Below are 25,922 nucleotides of genomic sequence, written 5' to 3'. Positions count from 1 at the left end.
GGTGGCGGGGCAATTACTGCGAACGACTCTCACAATCAATCTCAGATCGGGCGAAGTCGTGACGTGATGCGAATAAGTCGCAGGTTTCCCTTCCCACCCGCGACGCGAACGGGGAGGAGACGGCTCAGCGCTTGCGGACGAAGACCGTGCCGGCCGAATAGCCGGCGCCGAAGCTGCAGATCAGGCCGGTGTCGCCGGGCGCGAAACCGTCCTGGTGCAGATGGAAGGCGATGATCGAGCCGGCCGAGGATGTGTTGGCGTATTCGTCCAGGATGATGACGTTCTCGTCCGCCTCGGGCTCGCGGCCCAGGACCTTGCGGCCGATGAACTGGTTCATGTTGATGTTGGCCTGGTGGAGCCACATCCGCTTTAGGCCCGTGGGATCGACGCCCAGTTCGGCGGCGTGATCGACTATCATGTCCGAGACCATCGGCACGACGTCCTTGAAGACCTTGCGACCCTGCTGGACGAACAGCTTGTCCGGCGCGCCGATGCCCTCGGGGGCGGCGTTGTTCAGGAAGCCGAAATTGTTGCGGATGTTGTTCGAGAAGGTGGTCTTCAGGCGCGTGCCGAGGATCTCCCAGCCGCCCGGAGCGGCCTGGTCTTCCGCCTCGATGATCACGGCGGTGGCGACGTCGCCGAAGATGAAGTGGCTGTCGCGGTCCTTGAAGTTCAGGTGGGCCGAGCAGACTTCCGGGTTGACCATCAGGACGGCCTTGACCGAGCCGGAGGCGATGAAGTCCGCCGCGGTCTTGATGCCGAAGGTGGCCGAGGAACAGGCGACGTTCATGTCGAAGGCGAAGCCGTCGATGCCCAGGGCCTGCTGGACCTCGATGGCCATGGCCGGATAGGCGCGCTGCATGTTGGAGGCGGCGCACAGGACGGCGCCGATCTCCGACACCGGCTTGCCCCAGGCGGCGATGGCGTCTCGGGCGGCCTTCACCGCCATCTCGGCCAGGACCGACAACTCCTCGTTGGAGCGTTCGGGGATGTTCGGGGCCATGCGCTCGGGGTCCAGCACCCCGGCCTTGTCCAGGACGAAGCGTGACTTGATGCCCGAGGCCTTCTCGATGAACTCGACCGACGACGGGGTCAGGGCGGCGACGTCGCCCTCGGCGATCTCGGCGCTGTGGCGTTCGTTGAAGCGCTCGGCGTAGGCGTTGTAGGCGGCCACCAGTTCTTCGTTCGAGATGGACTGGTCGGGCGTGAACAGCCCTGTGGCGGCGATGACGGCGTTGGTCATGGTTTTCTCTAAGCGCCCCTAACGCTCGGCGTGCGACGCCTCGCTGCATGAGGGGCGCGCCCGTTCTGTTTCTGGACTGACTAGATAGGCCTGTCAGGTTCGCCGGTCGAGGTGGGCGAGAACACGTTCGGCGACGGAAAGATGCAGCCGCTCGACCATCTGGCCGTCCACCCGGATCGCGCCCTTGCCCCGGGAATCCGGCGAAGCGAAGGCGGCGACGACGGCGCGGGCCCAGGCGATCTCGGCCTCGGAGGGCGAGAAGGCGGCGTTGGCGGGCGCGATCTGGGACGGATGGATCAGGCTCTTGCCGTCGAAGCCGTAGAGGCGCCCTTGCGCGCATTCGGCGGCGAAGCCCTCAGCATCGGTGAAGGCGTTGTAGACGCCGTCGATGGCCAGCAGGCCGTGGGCGCGGGCGGCCGCGACGGTGGCGGCCAGCCAGGGCTTCAGCGGTTCGCGATCGGGGGAGGGGCCGGTGCGCAGTTCGGCGGCCAGGTCGTTGACCCCGAGCATCAGGGCCTCCAGCCCATGGAGGCTTGCGATGGCGTCCAGCTGGGCGAGGGCGCGAGGCGTCTCGATCATGGCCCACAGGGCTATGCCCTGGGGCCGGAGGGCGTTCAGGATCTGGGCGATCCGGGCGTCCACCTTGGGGACGACGATCAGGCCGACGCCGGCGTCTGCGAGCGTCCGGAGATCGTCGGCGCCGTCCCCGGTGTCCAGCCCGTTGATCCGCACCCCGAGGCGCGGGCCGAAACCGCCGGCGCGGACGGCCTCGACGGCGGCGGCGCGGGCGTCGGCCTTGGCCTCGGGCGCGACCGCGTCCTCCAGGTCGAGGACGGCCACGTCACAATCCAGCGTCCGCGCTTTCTCGATGGCGCGCGGATTGCTGGCGGGGAGGAAGAGGGCGGATCTGCTCATGGTCTCATTCTCCGCTCATTCCGGCGAAAGCCGGAACCCAGTGTTTTGGATGACCGGTGTTGAGGTTCGACATTCATCCGCCAATCCCTGAGCGGCAGCGTCAAGCTGGACAGAACTGGGTCCCGGCTTTCGCCGGGATGAGCGGATTCAAGGACGTCAGACCTTCCCCGTGACCGGCACCAGGGCGCCCGTGATCGCGCGGGCCTCGGGCGAGGCGAGGAAGAGGATGACCCGGGCGAGGTCCGACGGCTGGACCCATTTGGACGGGTCGGCGTCGGGCATGTCCTTGCGGTTCTGCTCGGTGTCGAGGATCGAGGGCAGGACGGCGTTGACGGTGACGGGGGTCGACTTCAGCTCTTCGGCCAGCCCCTCGGTCAGGCGGTGGACGCCGGACTTGGAGGCGGCGTAGGCGCCCATGCCGGCGGCGGCCTTGAGCGCGCCGTTGGCGCCGACGTTGACGATCCGGCCCTCGGGCGAGGCCTTCAGATGGGGCAGGGCGGCGCGGCTGGCGTTGAGCGCGGTGGACAGGTTCAGGGCGAACATCCTGTCCCAGGCGGGGGCGTCGTCGTCAGTGGTCTGCCAGACGAAGCCGCCGGCGACGTTCAGCAGGGCGTCCAGCCGGCCGAAATGCGCCGCGGCGGCGTCGACGGCCGCCCTGGCCGAGGCCGGGTCGGTGAGGTCGACCCCGCCCAACTCCAGCACGCCGTCCGGCACCGCGTGTCCCGAGGCGTGGTCGATGACGGCGACCTTCAGGCCGTCGGCCAGGGCGGCTTCGACGACGGCGCGGCCCAGGACCCCGTGGCCTCCGGTGACGGCGATGACGCGATCAGACATGGGAACTCCGGCGAATGAAAAAAACTTGGGTGCGAAGAGTGCGAAACGGGGACTGAAAAACACCGTCCGAACCGTCCGATGCGTTCGGATCGAATTCGGGAAAACGCTACGAAAACAAAGAAGCCCTGAGAAATTATCCGGGTAGAAAGTCCAGACGGTTCGGACCCGGCCTAGCCGAACACCTTGGCCAGCAGTCCTTCAAGAGCATAGGCGTCCGATGCGTCAAAAGCGGACGTTTCGGTCGCGTCCACGTCGAAGACGGCGATCAGGGCTCCCGAGGCGTCGAAGACCGGGACGACGATCTCGCTGGCCGAGCGGGCGTCGCAGGCGATGTGGCCGGGGAAGGCGTGGACGTCCTCGACGATCTGGGTGGTCCCGGTCGCGGCCGCCGCGCCGCAGACGCCGCGGCCGAAGGCGATTCGCAGGCAGCCGAGCGTGCCCTGGTAGGGGCCCACCACGAGCTCGTCCCGCTTGGTCTCGTCGACGACGTAGAAGCCGGTCCAGAAGAAGACGGGGAAGGCGTCGGCCAGCATGGACGAGACGGTGGCCATGCGGGCGACGCGGTTCGGCTCTCCCTCCAGGACGGCGAGGATCTCGGCCTCGACCTCGGCATAGCGGGCGGCCTTGTCGGCGGGGCGATCGTCGCGGGCGACGTAGGACATGGGGGCAGGGCTCCGGCGGGCGTCGGTCGCATATAGGTCGATGGCGAACGGGAAGCGAGGCCGCGACTTTTCGCCTGACAGGCGAGTTCGCAAGCTGCTGATTCCCGTGGACAACTCCTGAAAGGACACAAAATGGCCGTGTTGCGGCAACGCTTTGTCGCGAAACGGCGTTAACCTTGACAGGTTGTTAACTGGATCGGACTGTCGAAGTCCCGCAATGGTTAACGGCCCGGGGGCGGTGGCGCCGGTACATGGGTGTGCGAGGGGTTATGGCGGACGGCGAACGCGATCACGGAAGACGCTCGCGTTTCGGGGCTTCGCGCGGCCCGATCGCCGTGGTGGCCGTCGCGGGCCTGCTGGGGCTGACCGCCCTGGGCATGGCGTCGTGCGGCGATCGCGGAAACGGCGTGCGCTTCTGGCAGGGCGGCGACAACGCCGCGACCAACAGCTGCCCGCGTCCGGCCTTGATGACCGGGTCCGAATTCAACGCCCAGGAAACCGGCCTGCGCGCCCTGCGCCGCGCGGCCTTCCAGAACGACTTCTTCGCCCAGCTGGAGCTGGGCGCGCGCTATTCGGCGGTGCGCGCGACCGACAAGAACATCGAAGATCCGATCGAGAGCGCCACCTGGCTGGCGATGGCCCTGGCCAATGACGAGGGCTACGCCCCGATCAACCGGGTCAATCGCGGCGGCTGGGGCGGCTGGCGCCCGCTGTCCCGCTATGACGACTGCCGCGCCTTCGAGCGGCACGAAGCCTATCGCAAGCTGGACCGGCTGCTGGGGTCGATGACCCTGGACGAGCAGGGGGCGGTGCGCGACCGGGTCATCTACATCCTGTCGACCCAGGACGCCGAGGGGTACCGCACCCTGGCCCGGCTGCACGACAGCCTGTATGGCCCGTTCGGCGAGCCCGAGGACAACCGCGAGGCGCGCGAGGCCTGGGGACGCGGCAATGCGGACCGGGGCCAGGGGCGCGAGCGCAACCGCCGCGGCTATCCGGCGGCGACCAGCCTGTTCCAGCGCAACGACGTGGACGCCTATCTGTACAACTACCTGGCGGTGCAGACCGGGGACGTGGGCGCCTATGTGCTGATGCGCGACTTCGAGCGGTCGGCGCCGAGCCGGGCGCAGTACCAGCGGTTCGTCGAGGTGAAGGCGCGCCAGTGGACGCCGCCGTTCGAATTCTATCCCAACACCGCGCCGCAGTCGGGCGTGCCCTTCTCGGACGAAAGCCGCCCGCGCGGCGACGCCTATGAATATGCGCTGGGCCGGATGGCGGGCGAGCTGCCCTTCATCCACGTGGGCCGCGCCCTGCGCTATCTGGGCGTGACCGACACGGCGGCGCAGCGGCCCGAGGACCTGTCCAAGCGCCAGATCGAGACGCTGGAGGCCATGCTGGGCCATCCGATGGAGGGCCGGCTGTCCTATCTGGAGCGTGTGCGCGCCATTCAGATGGCCGCGGTGAACGGGTCTTCGGAAGCGCAGCTGGTGCTGGCGGTGATGTACGCCGAGGGCATCGGCCTGCCCGCCGACTACGCCCGCGCCTTCAAATGGTTCGAGGAGGCGGCGCGTCAGGGCAGCCCCGAGGCCAAGTTCGCCATGTCGAGCTACTTCGCGCTGGGCGTCTCGGGCGTGGCCGACCAGGACAAGGCCCAGGCCGTGGCCTTCCGCATCGATTCGGCCCTGTCAGGCTTCGGCCCGTCGGCGAGCCGCCTGCAGGCCGTGCTGGCGCAGGTTTCCCGTTCGCAGCGCCGCTAAGGAGGGCGTGAACCCATGACGACCCGCACATCCTTGAGCCTTCTGGGCGGAGCGGCGGCGATCGCCGCCGCCGTCGCGGCCTTCGCCCTGGGCGCGCCGCCGACCCACGCCCAGGTGGCGGCCAAGGTGGAGAGCCAGACGCGTCCGAATTTCGGCGTCCTGCTGGACCCGCCGACCCGGTCGTACAGCCAGCGCCGCGACCGCGGCCGCTATGACTATCGCCGTCACCGGCCCGACTGGCGCCCCGGCTATCCGCCGCTGCGTCCGGGCGGGGAGGAGATCGTGCTGGTCGACTGCGGCGGCAATCCCGGCACGGGCGCCGTCGAGGATGCGGTGCGCCGGGTGCGCCCCGGCGGGACGCTGGTGATCCGCGCCCGGGCCGGCGCCTGCGTCGGCTGGCTGAACATCGACAAGCCGATGACCATCATCGGCGAGGGCGGCTTCGACCCGCGCGACTGGGCCAGGGCGTCCGAGCCCACGCTGCAGGCCCCGGACGGCCTGCCCTGCATGACGGTGGCCCAGGGCGTGCGCGTCGAGATCCGAGACATGGTCTTCGCCTCGCCGCGCGCCGGCGACGCCGCCTGCATCGTCGGTTACGGCGCCGAGATCGTCATGAACCGGGTCGGCTTCCACCACGCGGGCGACGAGGCGGCGATCTACGCCGACGGCGGCCTTCTGGACATCCGCAACGCGGTGATCGAGGCCCAGACCATCGCCCCGGCCATCGTGTCGGACGGCGCGGTGCTGAACACCTGGGAGACGGTGGTGTCGGGCGCCCAGTCGGGCATCGAGATCACCCCCGCAGCCGGCCCGGCCTCGCGCCTGACCTCGACGACCCTGAAGGGGACCAATGCGCCCAACGCCTTCGGCCCGCGCAGCATCGGCGTGATCGTGCGCGCCGGCCGCGACTACGGCAGGGTCGAGATCGACAACACCGCGGTCTGCGGCTTCGTCGAGGGCGTGGTGGTCGAGGGGGCCTCGGTCGACATCAAGAACAGTCGCGTCTGCCGCTCGGACAAGGGCGTGGTGCTGTACAGCGGCGAGCTGCGCCTGGCCGACAGCCGGGTCCGCGCCACCACGGTCGGCGTCGCCGCCGCCGCCGGCAATGCGGTGATCGTCAACAACGCCTTCGCCGGCATGCGCGAGGTCATCTATCGCGAGCCCCGCGCCAATGTGCAGGCCAGCGGGAACCGGGTCTGGTCGCAATACGCCTGCCGCCCGCAGTTCCGCGACCGATACCGCGGCCGCTACGAGCCCTACTGGCGTCCGGGCGAGGGCTGGGAGTGCGCGCGCGGCTCGTATCCGCGCGACTGGTGGAGCCAGGAAGACGGCCTGCTGGGCGTCGCCTACGCCGACGACGGCTATCAGCTGGACGGCTACGACGACTATCAGGACGGCGAAGGCTGGTACGACCGCGACGGCCGCTATGTGCCGGACAGCCGGTACCGCGGCGACGACCGCTGGAGCCGGGGCGGCGGCTGGGGGCGGTAGGGCTTCGCTGATATCGAAACATGAAACGGCGCTCCGGATCGGGGCGCCGTTTTCGTTTGAGCGTTCAGGTTCGGGACGGCGCGTGCGGGATGGCGTCGGCCATGATGTGGATCACCTGATCCAACCCCGCGGAGACGCCGACGTCCTGCGCCTTGAGCGTGATGTGGACGCGGGGCGCGGCGCCGGGCGGCGGGAGCGCGTCCGAGGCGTGGGCGAGGCCGGAGAGGCGGATGGCTCCGCCGTCGCTGTCGGGCGGCGTCAGGGCGGTGATCTCCAGCGCGAAGTCGATCGAGACATCCTTGATCGTTGGCGGGGACATCTCGGTGATGGCCAGGGCCGGGATGGGCATTTTCACCGCTTCGCTCAGAATCTGGCCGTCCGGGCCGGGTCCGGCGGGCCGGGTGAATTCAAATTCGACCGTGCGCGCCTGGAGGGCGTCGCCGTCCGCCGTCGGCTCGAAGCCCGCTGTCCGGATGTAGTCGAGGGTGGCCTGCGATATCTCGACCCTGGCCGCGTGCGCCGCCATCAACGGGTCGGCGAGCAGGTCGGCGAGGGGCCGGCTTTCGGGGGCGGGGTCGGGTTCGCTCATGGTCAGCTGTTCGCCGCGGGGGCCGGGATCGCCTCGAGCCGGAGGGTCATCGTCGCGGGCTTGCGGCCGTCGGCGCCGGGCGTGACCGTGGCGTGGGCGGCGAACCCGTCCGGGGTCAGGTGCGCGCCGGACGCTCCGATCAGGACCAGATCGGCGGGATCGATCTCGAACGCGAGGGTGGCCTCGGTGACCCGCAGGGCGGTCGGGGCGGCGAAGCTCAGCAGGGGGATGTCCACGACCTTCTCCCCGTCCGGACCGGGCAGGCGCACGGTGAGCGCCCGGGGACGGCCGTTCTCGTCGATGAAACGTTCGAGGTCCGCGCGCTGGGCTGCGTCGATGCGGGCCTGGGCCTCTGTGATGGCGGCGGCGACGGCCTCGGCGAGGCTGCTGAGCGTGAGGGGCGTGCTGGACATGGGAACCGCTCCCGGCGGCAGGGTTCGACGGGCTTGCGGGGCGGTCGAGCCGGGCGGCAGCGAAGCTTACGGTTGTCCGGCTGTCAACGCGGGACGCGTCGGCGACCAGTAGGCCCGGCAGGACTCGAACCTGCAACCAGACCGTTATGAGCGGTCGGCTCTAACCATTGAGCTACGGGCCCCCGGAGCGGAGGACGCCCGGCCTAGCAGGTGGGGCGGCGAGTTGCCAAGCACGCCTTGCCCGCGCCTTCGACCTGTCGGCGTTGTCACGCACATGAACGGTTTCTGCCAGCGGAGCCAAGCCGCCCGTTCAGGCGTATACGGTCATGGTTGGAACACGGACGCCGACGACGGTGTTCGCAACGACAACATCGTCTCTCACGGAGTTTCCCCCGATGATCCGCCCCGTCGCAGCTTCTGGCGCCGCCGTGCTGCCCGCCGTCTCCAACCGCGCCCTGATGATCGGCGGCGCCCTGATGGCCGCAGTCGCTCTGACGGTCGCCGCGCCGTCCGCCCACGCCCAGTCCCAGCCGCAAGGAGGCGCTCCGTTGACCATCCAGGCCGTTACCGAGCGCCCGTCGCTGAACCTGTCGGCCTATGGCGAGGTCAAGGCCACGCCGGACATGGCGACCATCAATTTCGCCGTGGTCACCGAGGCGACGACCGCCGCCGAGGCCATGAGCCAGAACGCCACGCGGATGAACCAGGTGATGGCCGCCCTGCGCCGCGCCGGGATCGCCGAGCGCGACATCCAGACCTCGGGTCTGAACCTGTCGGCCCAGTACGACTACGTTCAGAACGAGCCGCCGAAGCTGCGCGGCTACCAGGCCTCGAACCAGGTGACCGTGGTCATCAACGACCTGACCAAGGTCGGCGCCACCGCCGACGCCGTGGTCTCGGCCGGCGTCAACCAGATCAACGGCATCAGCTTCGGCCTGAAGGATCCGTCGGCGGCCGAGAACCAGGCGCGCCAGATCGCGGTGCGCAACCTGCAGGCCAAGGCGGCCCTGTACTCGCAGGCCCTGAACACCCCGCTGGGCGGCATCCGCTCGCTGACCGAAGGCGGCGGCTACGGCGGCCCGCAACCGGCCCCGATGTACGCTCGCGCCATGGCCATGGACTCGGCTGGGGGCGGCACCCCGGTCGCGGCCGGCGAGCTGACGATCCGGATCGACATCACTGGCGTCTACGACCTGAACCGCTGATCCGGCGGACAGGCTGAGATGAACGAGGCTCCGGCGTCCGCGCCGGAGCCTTTTTCAATCGACCGACCGCACCAGCATCAGGCCGATCGAGACGCTGAGCAGATGGGCGACGAAGATGATCGCCAGCGAGGTGACGGAATCGAAGTCGAACAGGAACAGCGGCAGGGTCCACGGCAGGCCCGTGATCATGCCGGGCAGAAAGGTCACGCGCTCCGGCGGCAGGCCCAGCAGCTCCAGTCCCGGCGTCAGCGCCATCATCAGCGCCACAAGGGCGGCCAGCACCCAGGCGCCGTACAGCACCCAGCGAACCCTGATGATCGTGCGCGTCATGACCGTTCCTCCGGAAGGAGAGGGAAGGCTTCGGCGCGGCTCAGGTCAAGCCGACCGGATCAGGCCGCCGGCTTGATGTTGTTCTGGTCGTCCAGCAGGACCACGGTCGGGGACCACTGGCGCGCCTCTTCGGAGGGGAGCTGGCCGTAGGTGACGACGATGACCTTGTCGTTCTTCTGCACCAGGCGGGCCGCGGCGCCGTTGACGCCGATGACCTTGGACCCGCGCGGGGCCTCGATAGCGTAGGTGGTGAAGCGCGCGCCGTTGGTGATGTTCAGCACATCGACCTGCTCGTGCGGGAAGATGCCCGCGGCGTCCAGCAGGTCCATGTCGATGGCGATGGAGCCTTCATAGTCGAGGTCGGCCTGGGTCACCGTCGCGCGGTGCAGTTTGGCCTTCATCAGGGTGACCAGCATGGGGAGTGCGGTCCGAACATGACGCGGGGCGATAGGCCCCCGCTCGCAGACCGCCCATATAGGGATTTCGGAGCGGCGCATCAATCTCGCTTTCGGCAGCGCACCATGACGATGCTGCGCCGCATTCTCCCATTGCGGGACATTCATTTGACCGCAAGCCCTGCCGCCCTATGGTCAAAATGTGGCCATGACCCGGCCCGCGCTCCGGACGACGTGTCGCCCCCATGAAGCAATTCTTCCTCACGATGGCGGGCGTCTTCGCCGGGCTGTTCCTGTTCTTCGTCATCATCCCCTTCGTCTTCCTGGCGATCGCGATCAGTTCGCTGAGCGCCAAGGAGCCCACGCCGGGCCATACGGTGCTGGAGCTGGACCTGCGCGAGGGGCTGACTGACCAGGCGCCGACCAATCCGTTCGCCGTGTTCGGCGGCGGCGGGCTGTCGACCATGCAGATCGTCGACACCCTGGCCCAGGCCGAGACCGACACCCGGGTGAAGGCCCTGCTGATCCGCCTGCCGGAAGGGGGCGTCACCCCGGCCGCCGCCGACGAGATCCGTCAGGCGATCCGCCGCTTCCGCCGCTCGGGCAAGGTCGTCATCGCCCACAGCCAGGGCTTCCAGCCCATCGGCACGACGGTCTCCAGCTACATGCTGGGCGCCGCGGCGTCCGAGCTGTGGATGCAGAACACGGCCAGCTTCCAGCTGGCGGGCTTCTCGGCGGAGAGCGTCTTCCTGGGTCGCGCCTTCGAGAAATACGGCGTCGAGGCCCAGTTCGAGCAGCGCTACGAGTACAAGAACGCGGTCAACGAATACACGCAGAGCGACTTCACCGCCGCCCACCGCGAGGCGATGACGGCGTGGATGACCTCCATCTACGACAGCGCGCTGAACAATGCGGCGCAGGACCGCCGCACGACCCTGCCGCAGCTGAAGGCGGTCATCGAGGCCGGGCCCTATTCGGCCGCCGACGCCCTGCAGCGCCGCCTGATCGACAAGATCGGCCAGGTCGAGGAGGCCGAGGCCGAGGTCAAGCGCCGCGCCGGCAAGGGCGCCGAGATCATGGAGTTCCACGACTACGCGGCCTCGATCGGCGAGCGCGCCGGCTCGGGCAGCGACGCCATCGCCATCGTCAGCGGCGAGGGGGCCATCGTGACCGGCCGCAGCGGCGGGGCCAGCCCGTTCGGCGAGGGCTCGTCCATCACCTCGGACGACACGGCCAAGGCCATCTATGACGCGATTGAGGACAAGGACGTGAAGGCCATCGTCTTCCGCGTGTCGTCGCCCGGCGGCTCGCCGGAGGCCTCGGAGCAGATCCTGGCCGCCGTTCGCGCCGCCAAGGCGGCGGGCAAGCCGGTGGTCGTCTCGATGGGCGAATATGCGGCCTCGGGCGGTTACTGGATCAGCTCGGAAGCCAACTGGATCGTGGCCCAGCCGACGACCCTGACCGGCTCGATCGGGGTGTTCGGCGGCAAGTTCGTACTGGCCGACGCCCTGGGCCGGTTCGGGGTGGACATGCGCCACCTGACCGTCGGCGGCGAATACGCCGACGCCTTCTCCCCCTCGCAGGAGTTCACCCCGGCCCAGCGCGCCGCCTTCGCGGCCCAGATCGACCGGACCTATGAAGAGTTCATCGCCCGCGTCTCGGCCGGTCGCCGTCTGCCGCCCGCCCGGGTGCGCGAGATCGCCCGAGGCCGGGTGTGGACCGGCGCCCAGGCCCGCGGCATCGGCCTGGTGGATCAGCTGGGCGGCATCGAGGAAGCCGTCGCCAAGGCCAAGGAACTGGCCCGCATCGCGGCCGGGACCGAGGTGCGCTTCAAGCGCTATCCGGAAGCCGGTTCGACGTTCGAGGCCCTGTCGAAGATGTTCGGCGTCTCGGGCGAGGCGGCGCGGGTGCTGGTCGGCATCGGCGGGGTCATGAACGACCCGCAGGCGGAGGCGACCGTTCGCCGCATCCAGACCGACCGCGCACGGGCTTCTGGCGCGTCGGTGCTGGCTGAGCAGCCCTACTGACCGGCCCGGACACTCGCCTGTGAAGCGGCCCATCATTGACCGGCCGACCCTATGGACCGACATTGGGGGTTCGGCGTTGTACGCAGCGCCCCTGAAGGTGAAGTCATGACCGAGTCCGAACGCCTGATCTTCGGCCCCGCCGCCCGGCGGCCCTCCAATGGCCTGCTCGCCCCCGTGGTGTGGCTGTTCGGCCTGATCGCCACCCTGGCCGCCATGGCCATCGGCGCCGTGCTGGCGGTGGTGACCGCCGCCGCCGTGGCCGTGATCGCCGTGATCGCCGCCGTGCTGGTGTTCGTGGCCGGCCTGGCCATGCGCGCCCGCCGGACCATGACCCGGCGCGACCGCCGCGCCGACGACGGCGTCATCGAGGCCCGCAAGGTCGGCGACGCCTGGGTCGCCTACGGCTGGGAGCGGACGGGCCGGTAAGGCTGCGCCGCCATGCTGGTCGTCAAGGACGCGCCATCCCCCAATTTCGATATGCGCCGGGCCCCGCCGGACATGCTGGTGCTGCACTACACCGGCATGCAGACGGGCGAGGCCGCGGTCGCGCGGCTGCGGGATCCGGACGCCAGGGTTTCGGCCCACTACGTCGTCGACGAGGACGGCTCCATCCTGCGGCTGGTCGATGAGGCGCGCCGGGCCTGGCACGCGGGCCGCGGCGGCTGGCAGGGCGAGACCGACTGCAACGCCGCCTCGATCGGCATCGAGATCGTCAATCCGGGCCATGAGTTCGGCTATCGCGACTTCCCCGAGGTCCAGGTCGACGCCGTGATCAGCCTGATCTCGGACATCCGCACCCGCTGGACCATCCCCGACGCCCGCATCATCGGCCATTCCGACATGGCGCCCGAGCGCAAGCAGGATCCGGGCGAGCGCTTCCCTTGGAAACGGCTGGCCGGGGTCGGCCACGGCCTGTGGTTCGAGCCCGCGCACGAACGGATCGCCGCCCTGGGCGCGCCGCTGGGGCCGGGCGACGAGGGGCTGGGCGTCATTGTCCTGCGCGCCGGCCTGCACCGGCTGGGCTATACCCTGCCGCCGGGCGGCGACTACGACGAGGCGACCCGCCTGACCGTCGAGGCCTTCCAGCGCCACTGGCGGCCTTCGCAGGTGGACGGCGTCGCCGACGGCGAGACGCGCGCGACCCTGATGGGGGTGCTGCAACTGGCGACAGCGGAGAGCGTCACGGGCGTGTTGCAGTAACGGGGTGTCCGGAGGACCCAAGGCCCTCCGGACCGGTTTCCTCAGAAGCGGGCGCGCACGCCGAGCACCAGGTTGCGGCCCCGCAGCGGCGCCAGATTGCTGATGAACGAGGCGTGGTTCAGCGCGACCTCATCCAGCAGGTTCGTGCCGCGCACGAAGACCTGTCCGTCGGCGCCCGCGACGGAGACGTCGTAGGCGAGGGTGGCGTTGACCATGTCATAGCCGGGGGTCTCGCGTTCGTAGTCGGCGATGCGGTCCTGTTCGAAGACGCGGACGTATTCCAGATCGCCGGACAGGTCGCCGCGCCGGGCGTCCGCGCGGACCCCCGCCCGCGCCGCCGGGATCCGCGGCAGGTTTCCGCCGTCCTTCAGCTCGGCCCGAACCATGTCGCCGAAGACGGTGAAGGACAGGTCGGGACGAACCCGCCAGGTCACGTCGCCCTCGACGCCGGTGAAGCGCGCGTCGGCCTGGGTGTAGCGGATCAGCCGGAAGTCCTCGAACCGGTCCAGGGTGTCGGCGTAGATGTACCCGTCATAGTCATACCGGTAGGCGCCGGCCGAGAAGGTCACGGTCCCCGTCGTCTTGCGCAGGCCCAGCTCCAGCGACCGCACGGTCTCGACGTCCAGGTCGACCGAACCGATCTCATAGGTGTTGGTCGCCAGGTGAACGCCCCGGGCGTACATCTCCTGGGCCGTCGGAGCCCGCTGCGAGCGCGCCACATTGGCCGAGATCACATAGCCCGGCGCCACGGCCCAGCTGGCGCCGGCCGAGATCGAGAACGGGTCATGGCTGCGCGCGGCGCGGCCCTTGGCCGAGGCGTCCTGCCATTCCTGGCGGATCGCGCCTTCGAACCGCCAGTCGCCCAGCCGGTACTCCTCGACCACGAACAGGGCGTTGGTCTCGATCCGGCTTTCAGGGATGAAGGATTCGGTTCCGACCGCGGCGAAGTCGCTGCGCCCGTTCTGGACGCCGACCACGCCGCGGAAGCCGGCGATCGGCGCGTGCTGGACCTCGATGCGGGCGTCGTGACCCTCGTTGGAGAAGGTGGTCGCGATCGCGCCGTCGTCGATCTCGTGATGCCGATAGTCGGTGAAGCCGCCGCGGAAGCGGATGCGCTCCACCCCGGCGAAGGGATCGTTGATCTCGCCGCGCACATCGACGCGGCGGCTGACCAGATCGACCGTGGGCGCGCCCTCGTGCTCATGGTCATGATCGTGATCATGGTCGTCCTCGCCATGGTCGTGGCCGCCGCAATGCAGGCTGGAGCCGTGCGGGTGGCAGCTTTCGTACTCGTGGCTGTGGCCCGGCAGGCCGTATTCGCTGCGCTGTTCGGTGAAGGCGGCGCCGAGGTAACCGCGCGCGCCGATCCACGAGCCGCCCAGGGTCAGGGTGCGGGTGTCGTTGAAGGAGCCCTCCAGCCGGTCGAAGCCTTCGTCTTCCTCGTGCTCGTCTTCCGCATGCTCATGATCGGCGTGGGTCGGCGTGTAGAAGGGGACGTCGTAGTCGTTGGACCGGCGGCCGGCCGCCTCGATCCGCACCGCGAATGATCCCAGGGCGGCGGTCAGGCCGACGACGGCGCTGCGCTCGTCGTCCGCGCCGCCCAGGCGCAGTTCGGCGACGCCGTCATGGCCGCCGGCCGGCAGGCGGGTCGGCACCTTCTTGTCCAGCAGGTTGACCGCTCCGCCGATGGCGCCGCCGCCGTAGATCAGGGCGCTGGGGCCGCGCAGGATCTCGACGCCCTCCAGCAGCAGGGGGTCGCCGGAGACGGCGTGGTCGGGCGAGACCTCGGAGGCGTCGAGGATGGCGGCGCCGTCCGTCAGCACCTTGACCCGCGGCGCGGTCTGGCCGCGGATGACCGGGCGGGCGGCTCCGCCGCCGAAGGTGTCGGAGTTGACGCCGGGCAGGCCGCTGAGGGTTTCGCCGAGCGTGGCCTGACGGCGGTGCACCAGGTCGTCGCCGCGGACGACCGCCACATTGGAGATGACGTCCCGACCGGCTCGGCCCAGGGGGTCGGCGGTGACGACGACCTCGTCGAGCTGGGTCGTCGGGCCAGACTGGGGCGGCGTGTCGGGAAGAGCCTGGGCCGCGCCGGCGAGCGCGCTGACGCCGGCGGCGGCGAGAAGGATGGTTCTGGTGTGCATGACAGCCCCCGGCTCGATTGAAGAGGGGTCTGTTATGTTATACTATAACAACAATCAAGACGGTTTCCCCCAATGACCTCGGCTCTGTTCACCCATATCGAAGCGCTTCAGGCGGGCCGCCCCTGGGGCGGGTTTCTGGACGCGGGGACCGGGGTCAATTCCAGCCTTTGGAGCACGGCCCTGCCGACGGACCGCTGGTGCGGGGTGACGGGATCGCCGGGTCACGCCGCCCAGGTTTCGCGCGCGGTCGGCGACCGGATGCGGCCGGTGGACCGTCTGATCGTCGGCAACTGGACCGATCCGGCGCTGCTGGCGGGAGAGCGGTTCGAGACCGTGCTGGCCGACTATCTGCTGGGCGCCGTCGAAGGCTTCTCACCCTATTTCCAGGGCGAGCTGTTCGCCCGCCTCAGGCCGCTGGTGGGGGAGGTTCTCTATGTGGTCGGGCTGGATCCGTATGTGGTCGGGGCGGCCGGGAGCGACGCGGGACGGTTGGTTCAGGCCATCGGCCGGATGCGGGACGCAGTCCTGCTGCTGGCCGATGAGACGCCCTATCGCGAATATCCCGCCGAATGGGTCGAGGCGTCCCTGGCCCGGTCGGGATTCGTGATCACCGCCTCGCGCCGCTTCGCCAATCGGTACCGCGAAAAGTGGGTGAACGGGCAGCTCGACATGGCGGTGCGGCGCCTGGAGCGGATCCGGGACCGCGGGGTCGCGGAGAGCCTGGCGCGGGAGATCGAGCGTCTGAGGGCCGAAGGCCTGGCCCTGTGCGCGGCCGAGGGCGGGCTGCGCCACGGGCATGACTATGTGATCGCCTGCCGACCCGTTCCTTGACGCCGTCCCTCGAAAAGCTCACCTAGCCCCCGTCAGACGGCCGGGCGGTCGCGGCGGGGGTTATGCTCTCGTCGAGGAAAGTCCGGGCTCCACGGTGAAAAGGCGGCGGGTAACGCCCGCCCGGGGCGACCCGAGGGATAGCGCCACAGAAAGCAAACCTCCGGCCTCGCGAGGCCGGTAAGGGTGAAAGGGTGGGGTAAGAGCCCACCGCGGGACTGGCAACAGGACCGGCATGGCAAGCCCCGCCTGGAGCAAGACCGAATAGGGATGTCGCGTGGGTTTCGGCCTGCAGGGCTCACCGCCCGAGAGCATCCGGGTAGGTCGCGAGAACCGGTCAGCAATGGCCGGTCCAGAGGAATGATCGTCGCCGTCCCCAGACTTCGGTTCGGGGGCGGAACAGAACCCGGCTTACAGGCCGTCTGACCATATTTCTTGCTCTAGCGCTTGCGCCGCGGGCGCTCGCTCCTTGAGCGCGGACGGGGCCGCCGCTCGCCGCGCTAGCGCCCGTCCTCCAGCGTCTTGAGCTGTTCGACGGCGTTGGCGTTGGCGGGATCGAGCGTGAGGGCGCGCCGGTAGTTCTCGATGGCGCGGGCGCGGTCGCCGGAGCGGGCGTACACCTCGGCCAGGCTGTCGTAGGCGTTGCCGCTGTCCGGGTGGAGTTTGACGATCAGCTTCATCAGCGTGAGGGCGTCCGCGACCTGGCCCCGGGACAGCAGACGATAGCCCCAGTTGTTCAGATCGCTTTCGGACAGGGAGGCGGCGCCGTCCCGCGCGACGAGCTCCGCCGCGATCCGTTCGGCCTGGTCGAAGCCTTCCGCTTCCAGCCGCTCGCGCAGGGCGGTCACGCCGGTCAGGGTCATGCCGGGAATGAAGCGGGCGGCGACGGGGTCGGTCAGTTCCTCCGGATAGGCGCCCGCCAGATTGGTCAGGATGATCACCGCCACGCCATCGTCCGGATAGACGGAGAAGGCGGACCGGCCGCCGCCGCTCATGCCGACGGACCGGTGCTCGGGGCGGTCGACGACGACCCAGCCGTTGGCCCATTCGCCGGTCCGGCCGTCGTTGAAGCGGCCCTGGGTCCACAGCGCTTCGAGCGTCGCCGGCTTGAGAATCTGGCCGGCCTGCAGCGCGATCAGCCAGCGCGCCAGGTCCTGACCCGAGCTGTTGATCCCCGCCGCGGCGCGGGTGAAGGGCGGGAACAGCTCGTGCACGTTCTGGAGGCGAGGCGGCTGTCCGTCCGTCGGGCGATTGTAGCGATAGCTGTCGGCCTTGCCGGGGATGAGGTCGAGAGAGTCGCCGAAGCCGGAATGGGTCATGCCCAGCGCGGCGAAGGCGTCCTGGCCCACCACGGCCTCGAAGGCGCGGCCGCGCGCCTGCTCGATGACCCATTGCAGAAGCAGATAGTTGGTCTGGTTGTAAGCGAACCGCTCGCCGGGCGCGGCGCGCAGGGGCTGGTCCGCCAGGGCGGCGATGGCCGAGGTCCGGTCCTGGCCGACATAGCCGCCGTCGCGCGTGATGATGTCAGGCAGGCCCGACATGTGGGTCAGCAACTGGCGCACGGTGATCGGCCGCCAGGCCTGGGGCAGGTCCGCGAGATAGGTCGAGACCGGGGCGTCCAGATCCACCTCGCCGCGCTCGACCAGCCGCAGGATCTCGACGCCGGTGAAGGTCTTGGTCGCGGAGTTGATCGAGAAGACGGTGTCCGGGGTGACCGGGACCGGGGTCTGCAGATTGGCCAGGCCATAGGCGCCCGAGAAGACGACCCGTCCGTCCTTCACGACCACGACCTGCATGCCCGGGATTGAACGCAGGCTCATTTGCCGGCCGACCCAGGCGTCGAGGTCAGCGCGGGCCGAGGGCTGGCTGGAGAGCGGGGGCGACGGCTGGGCCGAGGCCGCGACCGGCGCGCCGGCCAGGGCGACGGTGATCGCCAGGGCGAAGATCAGGGGTCGAAACGTCATGGCGGCTCCAGTCGCGGGCCGGCAGGCGACCACTTCGGGTTCCGGTCCGCCAGTGAAGCTTTGGTAATCGGCGCAAGCCGCGTGTCGGCTCGAAAATTTTCATCACCGGGTGGGATCGGCGGAAGGGTTTCGATCCCAGTGGTTTCGCCGGGTCTTAACCGCTTGGATCGAAAGGGCTGTCAGCATCGATCCACCGTCCGTCCACATGTGCATAGTTCACTGTATGTTCCGGTTTTCGTTCAATTTTGAGCGGGTCTGACGGTTAACGATCGTCAACTAATCCCATTGAGACCCACTCAATCCCATGCTATCCCAGAACCTCAGTAAGGGTGTGGGTGCGCCGGCTGGCGTCAACGGGATTCAGGGGAGCGGGCCTTCAGGGGCTCGAGTGGGCAGGGCGTGTTTCTCTCGACCTATGAGAAACAACTGGACGGCAAGCGCCGCCTGCTGATCCCGCAGGAGTTCCGCACCGCCGACAACGGCGCCGAGCACGGCGTGTTCTGCTTCTTCTCGATCGAGTCCGATTGCCTCGAGGCCGGCGGCGACAAGCTGATGGCCGAGTACGTCTCGATGATCGAGGAGCTGCCCTTCGGCGACGACCTGCGCACCGCCCTGGAAGAGACCTTCTACGCCGGCCAGCGTCCGCTGGCCTACGACGGCGGCGGCCGCATCACCCTGCCGGAAAGCCTGTGCCAGGAAGCCGATCTGGGCGAGGACGTGGTCATCGTCGGCCTGGGCTCGCGCTTCCAGATCTGGGACCGCGCCCGCTGGACCGCGCGCCGCGACGAGCGCCGTGCGCTGGCGCGGCAGGCCGTGCGAGAGCGCGGCGAGGCGGGCCGCAAGGCGCTGCTGGCCGGACGCCGTCCGGGCGGGGAGGGCGCATGACGTCGCCGCACGCCCCCGTCCTGATCGATGAAGTGATCGAGGCGCTGGCCCCGCGGGTCGGCGACGTGATCATCGACGCGACCTTCGGCGCGGGCGGCTATACGCGCGCCATCCTGAAGACCGGGGCGACGGTGATCGCCCTGGACCGCGACCCGACCGTGCAGCCCCACGCCGACGCGGTGGCCAACGACTATCCCGAGACCTTCCGCCTGATCCGCACGCCGTTCTCCGGGCTGGCCGACGCCTTCGCCCAGACGGATGAGGCGAAGCTGGACGGGGTGGTGTTCGACATCGGCGTGTCGTCGATGCAGCTGGACCAGGCCGAGCGCGGCTTCTCCTTCATGCGCGACGGGCCGCTGGACATGCGCATGTCCGATGAAGGCGAGACCGCCGCCGACATCGTCAACACCTGGGACCACGGTCCCATGGCCCATATCTTCAAACTGTACGGCGACGAGCGTCAGTCTGGCCGGGTGGCGACCGCTATCCTGCGCCGCCGCGTCGAGAAGCCGTTCGAGCGCACGCTGGATCTGGCCGAGGTGGTCGAGAAGGCGCTGGGCGGCCGCCGCGGCGCGCCGATCCATCCGGCGACCCGGGTGTTCCAGGCCCTGCGCATCGCCGTGAACGACGAGCTGGGCGAGCTGCGCGCCGGGCTGGAGGCCGCCGAGGCGACGCTGGCGCCCGGCGGGCGGCTGGTCGTGGTGACCTTCCACTCGCTGGAAGACCGGATCGTGAAGGCCTTCCTGACCGAGCGGACCGGCAATGCGCCGGGCGGCTCGCGCCATGCGCCCGTCGCCGTCGAGACACGCAAGCCCAGCTTCACCCTGAGCTTCAAGGGCGCGGTCGAGGCGGGCGAGGCCGAGCTCGCCGCCAACCCTCGCGCCCGGTCGGCCAAGCTGCGCGCCGCCGTCCGCACCGACGCGGCCCCTTGGGGGAGGATCGCCGCATGAACGCCGCGGTCGTCGCCCGGAGCTTCAACCGCCTGTTCGCCTGGAAGGTGCGCGGGATCCGCTGGATCGAGATCATCGGCGTGCTGATGGTCGCGGCCATGATCTTCTCGGTCTATCTGGCCAAGGCCGCCGCCGCGCGCGAGAGCGCCGAGATCGCCGACCTGGAGCGCCAGATCGGCATCAGCGGCCAGCGCGTCCGCCTGCTGAAGGCCGAGGTGGCGCGGCTGGAGCAGCCGGGCCGGCTGGAGGCCCTGTCGCGCGGCGCGGGCCTGGGTCCGGTCGACATGAAGCGGCAGGCCAGCGAGGACAACCTGGCCCAGCTGCAGCCGATCCCGGAGCCGAAGCCGGTGATCATCGTCGCCCCGACCCCGGCCCTCGTTCCCGCCGCCGCGCCCACCGCTCCGGCAGGGGAGGGCGCGCGATGAGCGTCCACGATCCCCACGCCTGGGACCGGGCCGCCCCGCGCGGACCGCGCCCTGTCGTCTACGGCATCCGCCGCCTGCTGCCGTCATGGCGCTGGCTGGCCGAGGCCATGTGGTGGGTCGAGCATTCGTTCGGCCGCGCCCGCGCCGACGCCCGGCCCGAGGAAGACACCCGCGTCCGCATCTTCGTGATCGCCTCGGCCTTCACGGCGGTGTTCTGCTGCCTCGCGCTCGGCGCGGCGCATGCGGCCCTGATGACGCCCAAGGGGGTGATCGGCTCGGCGGCCAATCCGAACGCCGTGGCCCGCGCCGACATCGTCGACCGCAACGGCGCGCTGATGGCGACCAACATCACCCACTACGGCCTGTACATCGATCCCCGCGAGGTCTGGGACCCGACGCTGGCGGCGCAGCAGATCAAGCGCGCCCTGCCGCGCATCTCGACGGCCAAGCTGCGGCGGATCCTGGCGGGCGACCGCCGCCTGATCGCCCTGCCGGGCCTGACTCCGCAGGAGAAGTCCGCCGTCCACGCCCTGGCGCTGGGCGGGGTGACGTTCGAGCCCGAGGATCGCCGGGTCTATCCGCTGGACAGCTCGGCGCGGCACGTGCTGGGCGTGGCCGACAGCGGCGGCCAGGGCCTGACCGGCGCCGAACTGGCCTTCAACGCCGACATCCGCGCCGCCGGGGCGCGGGGCGAAAGCTTCCCGCTGTCGATCGATCTGCGGGTGCAGGGCGTGCTGGAGAACGAACTGGGCGCCGCCGCCTCGGCGGTCGGGGCCAAGGGCGCCGTGGGCGTGGTCGTCGATGCGAGCACCGGCGAGGTGCTGGGCATGTCCAGCTGGCCCACGACCGACGCCCTGAACCGCGTGACCTCGGCCCACTACGAGATGGGCTCGGTGTTCAAGACCTTCACCATCGCCGCCAGCATCGACACCGGCAAGGCGGACATGAACACCATGTTCGACGCCTCGCAGCCCTACATGATCGGCAACCGCCGCATCACCGACTTCCACGCCACGAACAAGATCCTGAGCCTGGAAGAGGTCTACCTGCACTCGTCCAACATCGGCACCTCGCGGATGGCGGTGGAGCTGGGGCCGGACGTGATGCGCGACTATTTCGGCCGGTTCGGCCTGCTGGACGCCGCGCCGATCGAGCTGCACGAGTCGGCCCGGCCGCGCCGTCCGGCCAACTGGGAGGACTCGACCCGGGCCTCGATGTCGTTCGGCTACGGCATCATGATCACCCCGCTGCAGATGGCGGCGGCGACGGTGTCCCTGGTCAACGGCGGCGTCTACCGCCCGCTGTCCCTGCGCCGCGGCGGCTCGGGCGCCGAGGGCCGCCAGGTCGTCAGCCCGGAAACCTCGCGCAGCATCCGCGACCTGATGCGCGCCAACGTGCTGCGCGGTTCGGGCAAGTCGGCGAACGCGCAGGGGCTGCGCGTCGGCGGCAAGACCGGCTCGGCGAACAAGCTGGTCAACGGCCGCTATGACCCGCGTCACGGCGTGGGCTCCTTCGCCTCGGTCTTCCCGGCGGACGGTCCGGACACGACCCGCCGCTATGTGGTGTTCGTGCTGATCGACGAACCGGCCCAGGGCTCGCAGCTGGGCGGCGCGGTCGCGGCCCCGACGGTCGGACGCGTCATCGACCGGATCGCCGGCTTCCTGGGCGTCGACCGCGTGGCCGATCCCGTCATCGCTCCGGCGGCGCCCCAATGAGCGCCGTCCGCCTGTCCGACCTGCTGCGCCGCGACGTGTCGTCCGATCCGATGATCACCGGCGTCACCGCCGACAGCCGCAAGGTCGCGCCCGGTTCGCTGTTCGTGGCCCTGCCCGGCACGGCCGCCGACGGACGCGCCTTCATCCCCCAGGCGTTGTCGCAGGGCGCCGCCGCCGTGCTGGCCCCCGCCGACACCGACGCGGCCCTGGCCCCGGTGCTGGTCACCTCCGGCGACGTGCGCCGGGCCTACGCCATCGCCGCGCGCGGCTTCTACGGCGCCCAGCCCGCCCACTGCGTCGCGGTCACTGGAACCAACGGCAAGACCTCGGTCGCCGCCTTCTGCCGCCAGATCTGGGCGGCGCTGGGCCTGACGTCCGCGAGCATGGGCACGCTTGGGGTTTTGAAACAGTCAGGTAACGTTAATCAGGCGTTGACCGGCCCCGGCCTGACCAGCCCGGACGCCGCCGACGCGGCGCGCCTGCTGGCCGAACTGGCGACCCAGGGCGTGACCCATCTGGCGCTGGAAGCCTCGTCGCACGGCATCGACCAGCGCCGCCTGGACGGGGTGACGCTGAAGGCGGCGGCCTTCACCAACCTGACCCAGGACCACCTGGACTACCACGGCGACATGGAGAGCTACCGGGCCGCCAAGCTGCGCCTGTTCGAGACCCTGCTGCCGCGCGGCCGGACCGCCGTGCTGAACGCCGACAGCGACGCCTATTCCAGCTTCGCCTCGGCCAGCATCATGTCCGGGCTGGGCGTGATGGGCGTGGGGCAGCGCGGGCGGGACCTGGCGCTGGTCGCCCGCCGGGCGGTTCCGGAAGGCCAGCGCCTGACCATCGACGTGCAGGGCGAACTGCATGAGATCCTGCTGCCGCTGGCCGGGGCCTTCCAGGCGTCGAACGCCCTGGTCGCCGCGGGCCTGTGCATCGCCGCGGGCGAGAGCGCCGGACGCGTGCTGGCGGCGATGGAGAAGATCGAGGGCGCGCAGGGCCGGCTGGAGCGCATTCCGGGCGGCGCAGGGCAGGGCGAGGTCTATGTCGACTACGCCCACACGCCCGACGGGCTGGAGACGGTGCTGAAGGCGCTGCGTCCGCACGCGACGGGCCGGCTGATCGTGGTGTTCGGCGCCGGCGGCGACCGGGACCGGGCCAAGCGGCCCCTGATGGGCGAGATCGCGGGCCGTCTGGCCGACATCGCCATCGTCACCGACGACAACCCCCGCTCGGAAGACCCCGCCTCGATCCGCAAGGCCGTGCGCGAGGGCTGTCCCGACGCGCAGGAGATCGGCGATCGCCGCAAGGCCATCCACCACGCCATCGCCCTGATGCGCGAAGGAGATGTGGTCGTGATCGCTGGAAAAGGGCATGAACAGGGCCAGATCGTCGGCGGGGTGACCCATCCCTTCGACGACGCCACCGAAGCCGCCGAAGCCCTGCGTATCCATGCCTGATTCCGAACCCCTCTGGACGTCCGCCGAGATCGAGGCCGCGACCGGAGGACGCCTGTCCGGCGCCCCCTTCGCGGCGACCGGGATCACCTACAACAGCCGCGAGATCGTTCCGGGCGACCTGTTTGTGGCGCTGAAGGGCGCGCGCGACGGGCACGACTTCGCCGACATGGCCTTCGCCAACGGCGCGGCCGGCGCGATCGTCGAGCGGGCGGTGAACGGTTCGGCCGTGATCACGGGCGACACCCTGCATGCGCTGGAGGCGCTGGGCGTCTTCTCGCGCGAGCGGGCGCCGCAGGTGAAGCGGGGCGCGGTCACCGGCTCGGTCGGCAAGACCAGCGTGACCCAGGCGATCAAGGCGGGCCTCGACCTGGCGGGGCCGGCCCACGCCTCGATCAAGAGCTACAACAACCATATCGGCGTGCCGCTGACCCTGGCCCGGATGCCGCGCTCGGTGGAGCGGGCGGTGTTCGAGATCGGCATGAACGCGCCGCGCGAGATCGCGCCGCTGTCGAAATTCGTCCGGCCGCACGCCGCCTGCGTGACCACGGTGGGGCCGGTGCATATCGAGGCCTTCGCGGACGGCGAGGCCGGGGTGGCGGCCGAGAAGGCGTCGATCTTCGAGGGGCTGGTCCCCGGCGGGACGGCGGTGGCCAACGGCGACGTGGCCCTGTCCGGCGTCGTGTGCGACCGGGCCCGGGCGCTGGGCGCGCGGCTGGTCACCTTCGGGACCGACATGGGGCATGACGCCCGCCTGCTGGACTTCCAGCCGTTCGAGGGCGGGGCGCGGGTCAGGGCCGAGCTCTACGGCAGGCCGCTGGACTTCGAACTGGCGCAGTCGGGCTTCCACTGGGGGCTGAACAGCCTGTGCGTCCTGCTGATGCTGGATGCGCTGGACGTGCCGCTGGAGACGGGGCTGCAGGCGCTGGCCGGGTTCCGGCCGCTGGCGGGACGGGGCGAGACGATCACCGTGCGCGCGCCCGGCGGGGCCTTCACCCTGATCGACGAAAGCTACAACGCCAATCCGCTGTCGATGGCCGCGGGCTTCCGCAGCCTGGGGGCCAGGCCGGTCGCGACGGGCGGCCGCCGGATCGTGGTGCTGACCGACATGCTGGAGCTGGGCGAGCAGTCGCACGCCCTGCACGAGGGGCTGGCCGAGCCGATCGCCGCCGCCGGGCTGGACCTGGTCCACGCCGCCGGGCCGGAGATGAAGCGGCTGTACGACGTCCTGCCCGCCGCCCGCCGGGGCGAGTGGCGCGAGACCGCCGCCGAACTGGCCGCCGACGCGGCCACGCTTGCAGGCCCGGGCGACATCGTCATGGTCAAGGGATCGAACGGATCGAAGGCCTCGCTGATCGCGAAGGCTCTCGCCGCGCTGGGGGAATAAGAGCGTGTTCTATCTGCTGTATCTCTACTTCCAGGACGTGGCGAAAGACTATCCGCTGCTGCACCTGATCCAGTACCAGACGGTGCGGGTGGCGCTGGCCATGGTCACGGCCATGATCGTCGCAGTGGCCATGGGCAGCCGCTTCATCGCCTGGATGCGGGTCAAGCAGGGCAAGGGCCAGCCGATCCGCTCGGACGGCCCGGTCACCCACCTGTCGAAGGTGGGCACCCCGACCATGGGCGGGCTGATGATCCTGGCGGGCATCGCGGTGGCGGTGCTGCTGTGGGGCGACCTGACCAACCCCTACATCTGGATCGTCTCGTTCGTCACCGCCGCCTTCGGCGTGCTGGGCTTCATCGACGACTACGCCAAGGTGACCAAGCAGACCTCGGCCGGGCTGACGTCGAAACAGAAGCTGGTGGCGCAGGTGATCGTCTCGGTGATCGCGGGCGTGATGACCGTGGCCTGGATGACGGTGTCGCCGACCTCGCCGGGGCTGGAGACGTCGATCGCCTTCCCCTTCTTCAAGGCGGTGCTGCTGAACATCGGCTGGTTCTATGTGGCCTTCGCCGCCTTCACGATCGTGGGCTTCTCCAACGCGGTGAACCTGACCGACGGTCTGGACGGCCTGGCCATCGTGCCGGTGATGATGGCGGCGGCCGCCTTTGGCATCATCTCCTACCTGGTCGGCAACTTCATCTTCTCCCAGTATCTGGGCGTGCACCATGTGCCGGGCTCGGGCGAGCTGGCCATCTTCTGCGCGGCCATGATCGGCGGGGGCGTGGGCTTCCTCTGGTACAACGCCCCGCCGGCCAAGATCTTCATGGGCGACACCGGTTCGCTGGCCCTGGGCGGCGCCCTGGGCGCCATCGCAGTGGCCACCAAGCATGAGCTGGTGCTGGGCATCGTCGGCGGCCTGTTCGTCGTGGAGGCCGCCTCGGTCATGATCCAGGTCGCCTACTTCAAGGCCACCAAGAAACGCATCTTCCTGATGGCCCCGATCCACCACCATTTCGAGAAGATGGGCTGGCCGGAATCGACCGTGGTGATCCGCTTCTGGATCGTCGCGGGCATGCTGGCCCTGGCCGGCCTCGCCACCCTGAAGCTGCGCTGAC

Annotated in this window: 24 protein-coding genes, 1 tRNA gene and 1 other RNA gene; 15 read left to right on the top strand and 11 right to left on the bottom strand. The window is 69.9% G+C overall.

What is annotated here, in order from left to right; all coding sequences use genetic code 11:
- Window positions 1-124 precede the first annotated feature (124 nt).
- The 4 genes from AC3WRV_RS14405 to AC3WRV_RS14390 all read right to left on the bottom strand — a co-directional run bounded on the left by AC3WRV_RS14405 (window position 125) and on the right by AC3WRV_RS14390 (window position 3,654).
- Entirely contained in the window at window positions 125-1,243 is a 1,119-nt protein-coding gene (locus tag AC3WRV_RS14405; protein WP_492313792.1) for a beta-ketoacyl-ACP synthase III, read from the bottom strand.
- Between the two features lie 93 nt (window positions 1,244-1,336).
- Window positions 1,337-2,158, bottom strand: coding sequence for an HpcH/HpaI aldolase/citrate lyase family protein (locus tag AC3WRV_RS14400; protein WP_492313791.1), 822 nt, complete (start codon window positions 2,156-2,158; stop codon window positions 1,337-1,339).
- Between the two features lie 156 nt (window positions 2,159-2,314).
- Window positions 2,315-2,992, bottom strand: a complete 678-nt coding sequence (locus AC3WRV_RS14395) for an SDR family NAD(P)-dependent oxidoreductase (protein WP_492313790.1) — start codon at window positions 2,990-2,992, stop codon at window positions 2,315-2,317.
- 170 nt (window positions 2,993-3,162) lie between these two features.
- On the bottom strand, window positions 3,163-3,654 hold the full coding sequence (locus tag AC3WRV_RS14390) for a GAF domain-containing protein (protein ID WP_492313789.1): 492 nt from the start codon (window positions 3,652-3,654) through the stop codon (window positions 3,163-3,165).
- 338 nt (window positions 3,655-3,992) lie between these two features.
- Between AC3WRV_RS14390 and AC3WRV_RS14385 the strand changes: the two genes are divergently transcribed.
- On the top strand, window positions 3,993-5,411 hold the full coding sequence (locus AC3WRV_RS14385) for a tetratricopeptide repeat protein (protein ID WP_492313788.1): 1,419 nt from the start codon (window positions 3,993-3,995) through the stop codon (window positions 5,409-5,411).
- 15 nt (window positions 5,412-5,426) lie between these two features.
- Complete coding sequence (locus AC3WRV_RS14380; protein ID WP_492313787.1) at window positions 5,427-6,902, top strand: hypothetical protein; 1,476 nt, start codon at window positions 5,427-5,429, stop codon at window positions 6,900-6,902.
- Between the two features lie 64 nt (window positions 6,903-6,966).
- On the opposite strand, the gene AC3WRV_RS14375 is transcribed toward AC3WRV_RS14380, so the two are convergent.
- The 3 genes from AC3WRV_RS14375 to AC3WRV_RS14365 all read right to left on the bottom strand — a co-directional run bounded on the left by AC3WRV_RS14375 (window position 6,967) and on the right by AC3WRV_RS14365 (window position 8,086).
- Window positions 6,967-7,491, bottom strand: coding sequence for a DUF2589 domain-containing protein (locus AC3WRV_RS14375; protein ID WP_492313786.1), 525 nt, complete (start codon window positions 7,489-7,491; stop codon window positions 6,967-6,969).
- A 2-nt stretch (window positions 7,492-7,493) separates the two neighbouring features.
- Entirely contained in the window at window positions 7,494-7,904 is a 411-nt protein-coding gene (locus AC3WRV_RS14370) for a hypothetical protein (protein ID WP_492313785.1), read from the bottom strand.
- A 109-nt stretch (window positions 7,905-8,013) separates the two neighbouring features.
- Window positions 8,014-8,086: transfer RNA gene (locus AC3WRV_RS14365), tRNA-Ile, on the bottom strand.
- Window positions 8,087-8,299: 213 nt separating this feature from the next.
- Here AC3WRV_RS14365 and AC3WRV_RS14360 point away from each other — a divergent pair.
- Window positions 8,300-9,109 (top strand): SIMPL domain-containing protein, encoded by an 810-nt coding sequence (locus AC3WRV_RS14360; protein WP_291835628.1) that lies wholly within the window; start codon window positions 8,300-8,302, stop codon window positions 9,107-9,109.
- Window positions 9,110-9,163: 54 nt separating this feature from the next.
- Here the strand turns inward: AC3WRV_RS14360 and AC3WRV_RS14355 are convergent, their stop codons facing one another.
- Window positions 9,164-9,439 (bottom strand): hypothetical protein, encoded by a 276-nt coding sequence (locus tag AC3WRV_RS14355; RefSeq protein WP_291835626.1) that lies wholly within the window; start codon window positions 9,437-9,439, stop codon window positions 9,164-9,166.
- Window positions 9,440-9,498: 59 nt separating this feature from the next.
- On the bottom strand, window positions 9,499-9,855 hold the full coding sequence (panD, locus tag AC3WRV_RS14350) for an aspartate 1-decarboxylase (protein WP_492313784.1): 357 nt from the start codon (window positions 9,853-9,855) through the stop codon (window positions 9,499-9,501).
- A gap of 224 nt (window positions 9,856-10,079) precedes the next feature.
- Here panD and sppA point away from each other — a divergent pair, with 224 nt between their 5' ends.
- From sppA to AC3WRV_RS14335, 3 genes are all read left to right on the top strand, one after another.
- The gene (gene sppA / locus AC3WRV_RS14345) at window positions 10,080-11,861 is read left to right on the top strand and encodes a signal peptide peptidase SppA (protein WP_492313783.1); all 1,782 of its coding nucleotides are present in this window, start codon (window positions 10,080-10,082) and stop codon (window positions 11,859-11,861) included.
- Between the two features lie 105 nt (window positions 11,862-11,966).
- Entirely contained in the window at window positions 11,967-12,287 is a 321-nt protein-coding gene (locus AC3WRV_RS14340; RefSeq protein ID WP_492313782.1) for a hypothetical protein, read from the top strand.
- A 12-nt stretch (window positions 12,288-12,299) separates the two neighbouring features.
- The gene (locus AC3WRV_RS14335) at window positions 12,300-13,061 is read left to right on the top strand and encodes an N-acetylmuramoyl-L-alanine amidase (RefSeq protein WP_492313781.1); all 762 of its coding nucleotides are present in this window, start codon (window positions 12,300-12,302) and stop codon (window positions 13,059-13,061) included.
- A 41-nt stretch (window positions 13,062-13,102) separates the two neighbouring features.
- Here the strand turns inward: AC3WRV_RS14335 and AC3WRV_RS14330 are convergent, their stop codons facing one another.
- Window positions 13,103-15,202 carry a TonB-dependent receptor domain-containing protein gene (locus AC3WRV_RS14330; protein ID WP_492313780.1) on the bottom strand — a complete coding sequence of 700 codons (2,100 nt, stop codon included), beginning with the start codon at window positions 15,200-15,202 and terminating at the stop codon, window positions 13,103-13,105.
- Window positions 15,203-15,274: 72 nt separating this feature from the next.
- Between AC3WRV_RS14330 and AC3WRV_RS14325 the strand changes: the two genes are divergently transcribed.
- On the top strand, window positions 15,275-16,033 hold the full coding sequence (locus AC3WRV_RS14325; protein WP_492313779.1) for a hypothetical protein: 759 nt from the start codon (window positions 15,275-15,277) through the stop codon (window positions 16,031-16,033).
- A gap of 32 nt (window positions 16,034-16,065) precedes the next feature.
- Window positions 16,066-16,460: RNase P RNA component class A (gene rnpB / locus AC3WRV_RS14320), an RNA gene on the top strand.
- A gap of 70 nt (window positions 16,461-16,530) precedes the next feature.
- On the opposite strand, the gene AC3WRV_RS14315 is transcribed toward rnpB, so the two are convergent.
- Window positions 16,531-17,994, bottom strand: coding sequence for a serine hydrolase (locus AC3WRV_RS14315; protein ID WP_492313778.1), 1,464 nt, complete (start codon window positions 17,992-17,994; stop codon window positions 16,531-16,533).
- Window positions 17,995-18,393: 399 nt separating this feature from the next.
- Here AC3WRV_RS14315 and AC3WRV_RS14310 point away from each other — a divergent pair, with 399 nt between their 5' ends.
- Genes AC3WRV_RS14310 through mraY form a run of 7 tightly spaced genes read left to right on the top strand, consistent with a single transcriptional unit; the run spans window position 18,394 to window position 25,921 of the window.
- The gene (locus AC3WRV_RS14310; protein WP_492313777.1) at window positions 18,394-18,879 is read left to right on the top strand and encodes a division/cell wall cluster transcriptional repressor MraZ; all 486 of its coding nucleotides are present in this window, start codon (window positions 18,394-18,396) and stop codon (window positions 18,877-18,879) included.
- Window positions 18,876-19,829, top strand: coding sequence for a 16S rRNA (cytosine(1402)-N(4))-methyltransferase RsmH (gene rsmH, locus AC3WRV_RS14305; protein ID WP_492313776.1), 954 nt, complete (start codon window positions 18,876-18,878; stop codon window positions 19,827-19,829). Before AC3WRV_RS14310 ends, rsmH begins: the two co-directional genes overlap by 4 nt.
- Complete coding sequence (gene ftsL, locus AC3WRV_RS14300) at window positions 19,826-20,254, top strand: cell division protein FtsL (protein WP_492313775.1); 429 nt, start codon at window positions 19,826-19,828, stop codon at window positions 20,252-20,254. The genes rsmH and ftsL overlap by 4 nt, the downstream gene beginning before the upstream one ends.
- Window positions 20,251-21,969, top strand: a complete 1,719-nt coding sequence (locus AC3WRV_RS14295) for a peptidoglycan D,D-transpeptidase FtsI family protein (protein WP_492313774.1) — start codon at window positions 20,251-20,253, stop codon at window positions 21,967-21,969. Before ftsL ends, AC3WRV_RS14295 begins: the two co-directional genes overlap by 4 nt.
- Window positions 21,966-23,423 carry a UDP-N-acetylmuramoyl-L-alanyl-D-glutamate--2,6-diaminopimelate ligase gene (locus AC3WRV_RS14290; protein WP_291839147.1) on the top strand — a complete coding sequence of 486 codons (1,458 nt, stop codon included), beginning with the start codon at window positions 21,966-21,968 and terminating at the stop codon, window positions 23,421-23,423. Before AC3WRV_RS14295 ends, AC3WRV_RS14290 begins: the two co-directional genes overlap by 4 nt.
- The gene (locus AC3WRV_RS14285; protein ID WP_492313773.1) at window positions 23,416-24,807 is read left to right on the top strand and encodes a UDP-N-acetylmuramoyl-tripeptide--D-alanyl-D-alanine ligase; all 1,392 of its coding nucleotides are present in this window, start codon (window positions 23,416-23,418) and stop codon (window positions 24,805-24,807) included. Before AC3WRV_RS14290 ends, AC3WRV_RS14285 begins: the two co-directional genes overlap by 8 nt.
- Window positions 24,808-24,811: 4 nt before the next feature.
- Window positions 24,812-25,921 (top strand): phospho-N-acetylmuramoyl-pentapeptide-transferase, encoded by a 1,110-nt coding sequence (mraY, locus tag AC3WRV_RS14280; RefSeq protein ID WP_492313772.1) that lies wholly within the window; start codon window positions 24,812-24,814, stop codon window positions 25,919-25,921.
- The last annotated feature ends 1 nt before the right edge of the window (window position 25,922 follow it).

The sequence above is a fragment of the Brevundimonas sp. EU05-FHT14B11 genome (genome assembly GCF_058790835.1).
The sequence above is the reverse complement of the archived record's forward strand: the minus strand, read 5'-3'. Positions and strand labels throughout refer to the sequence as shown.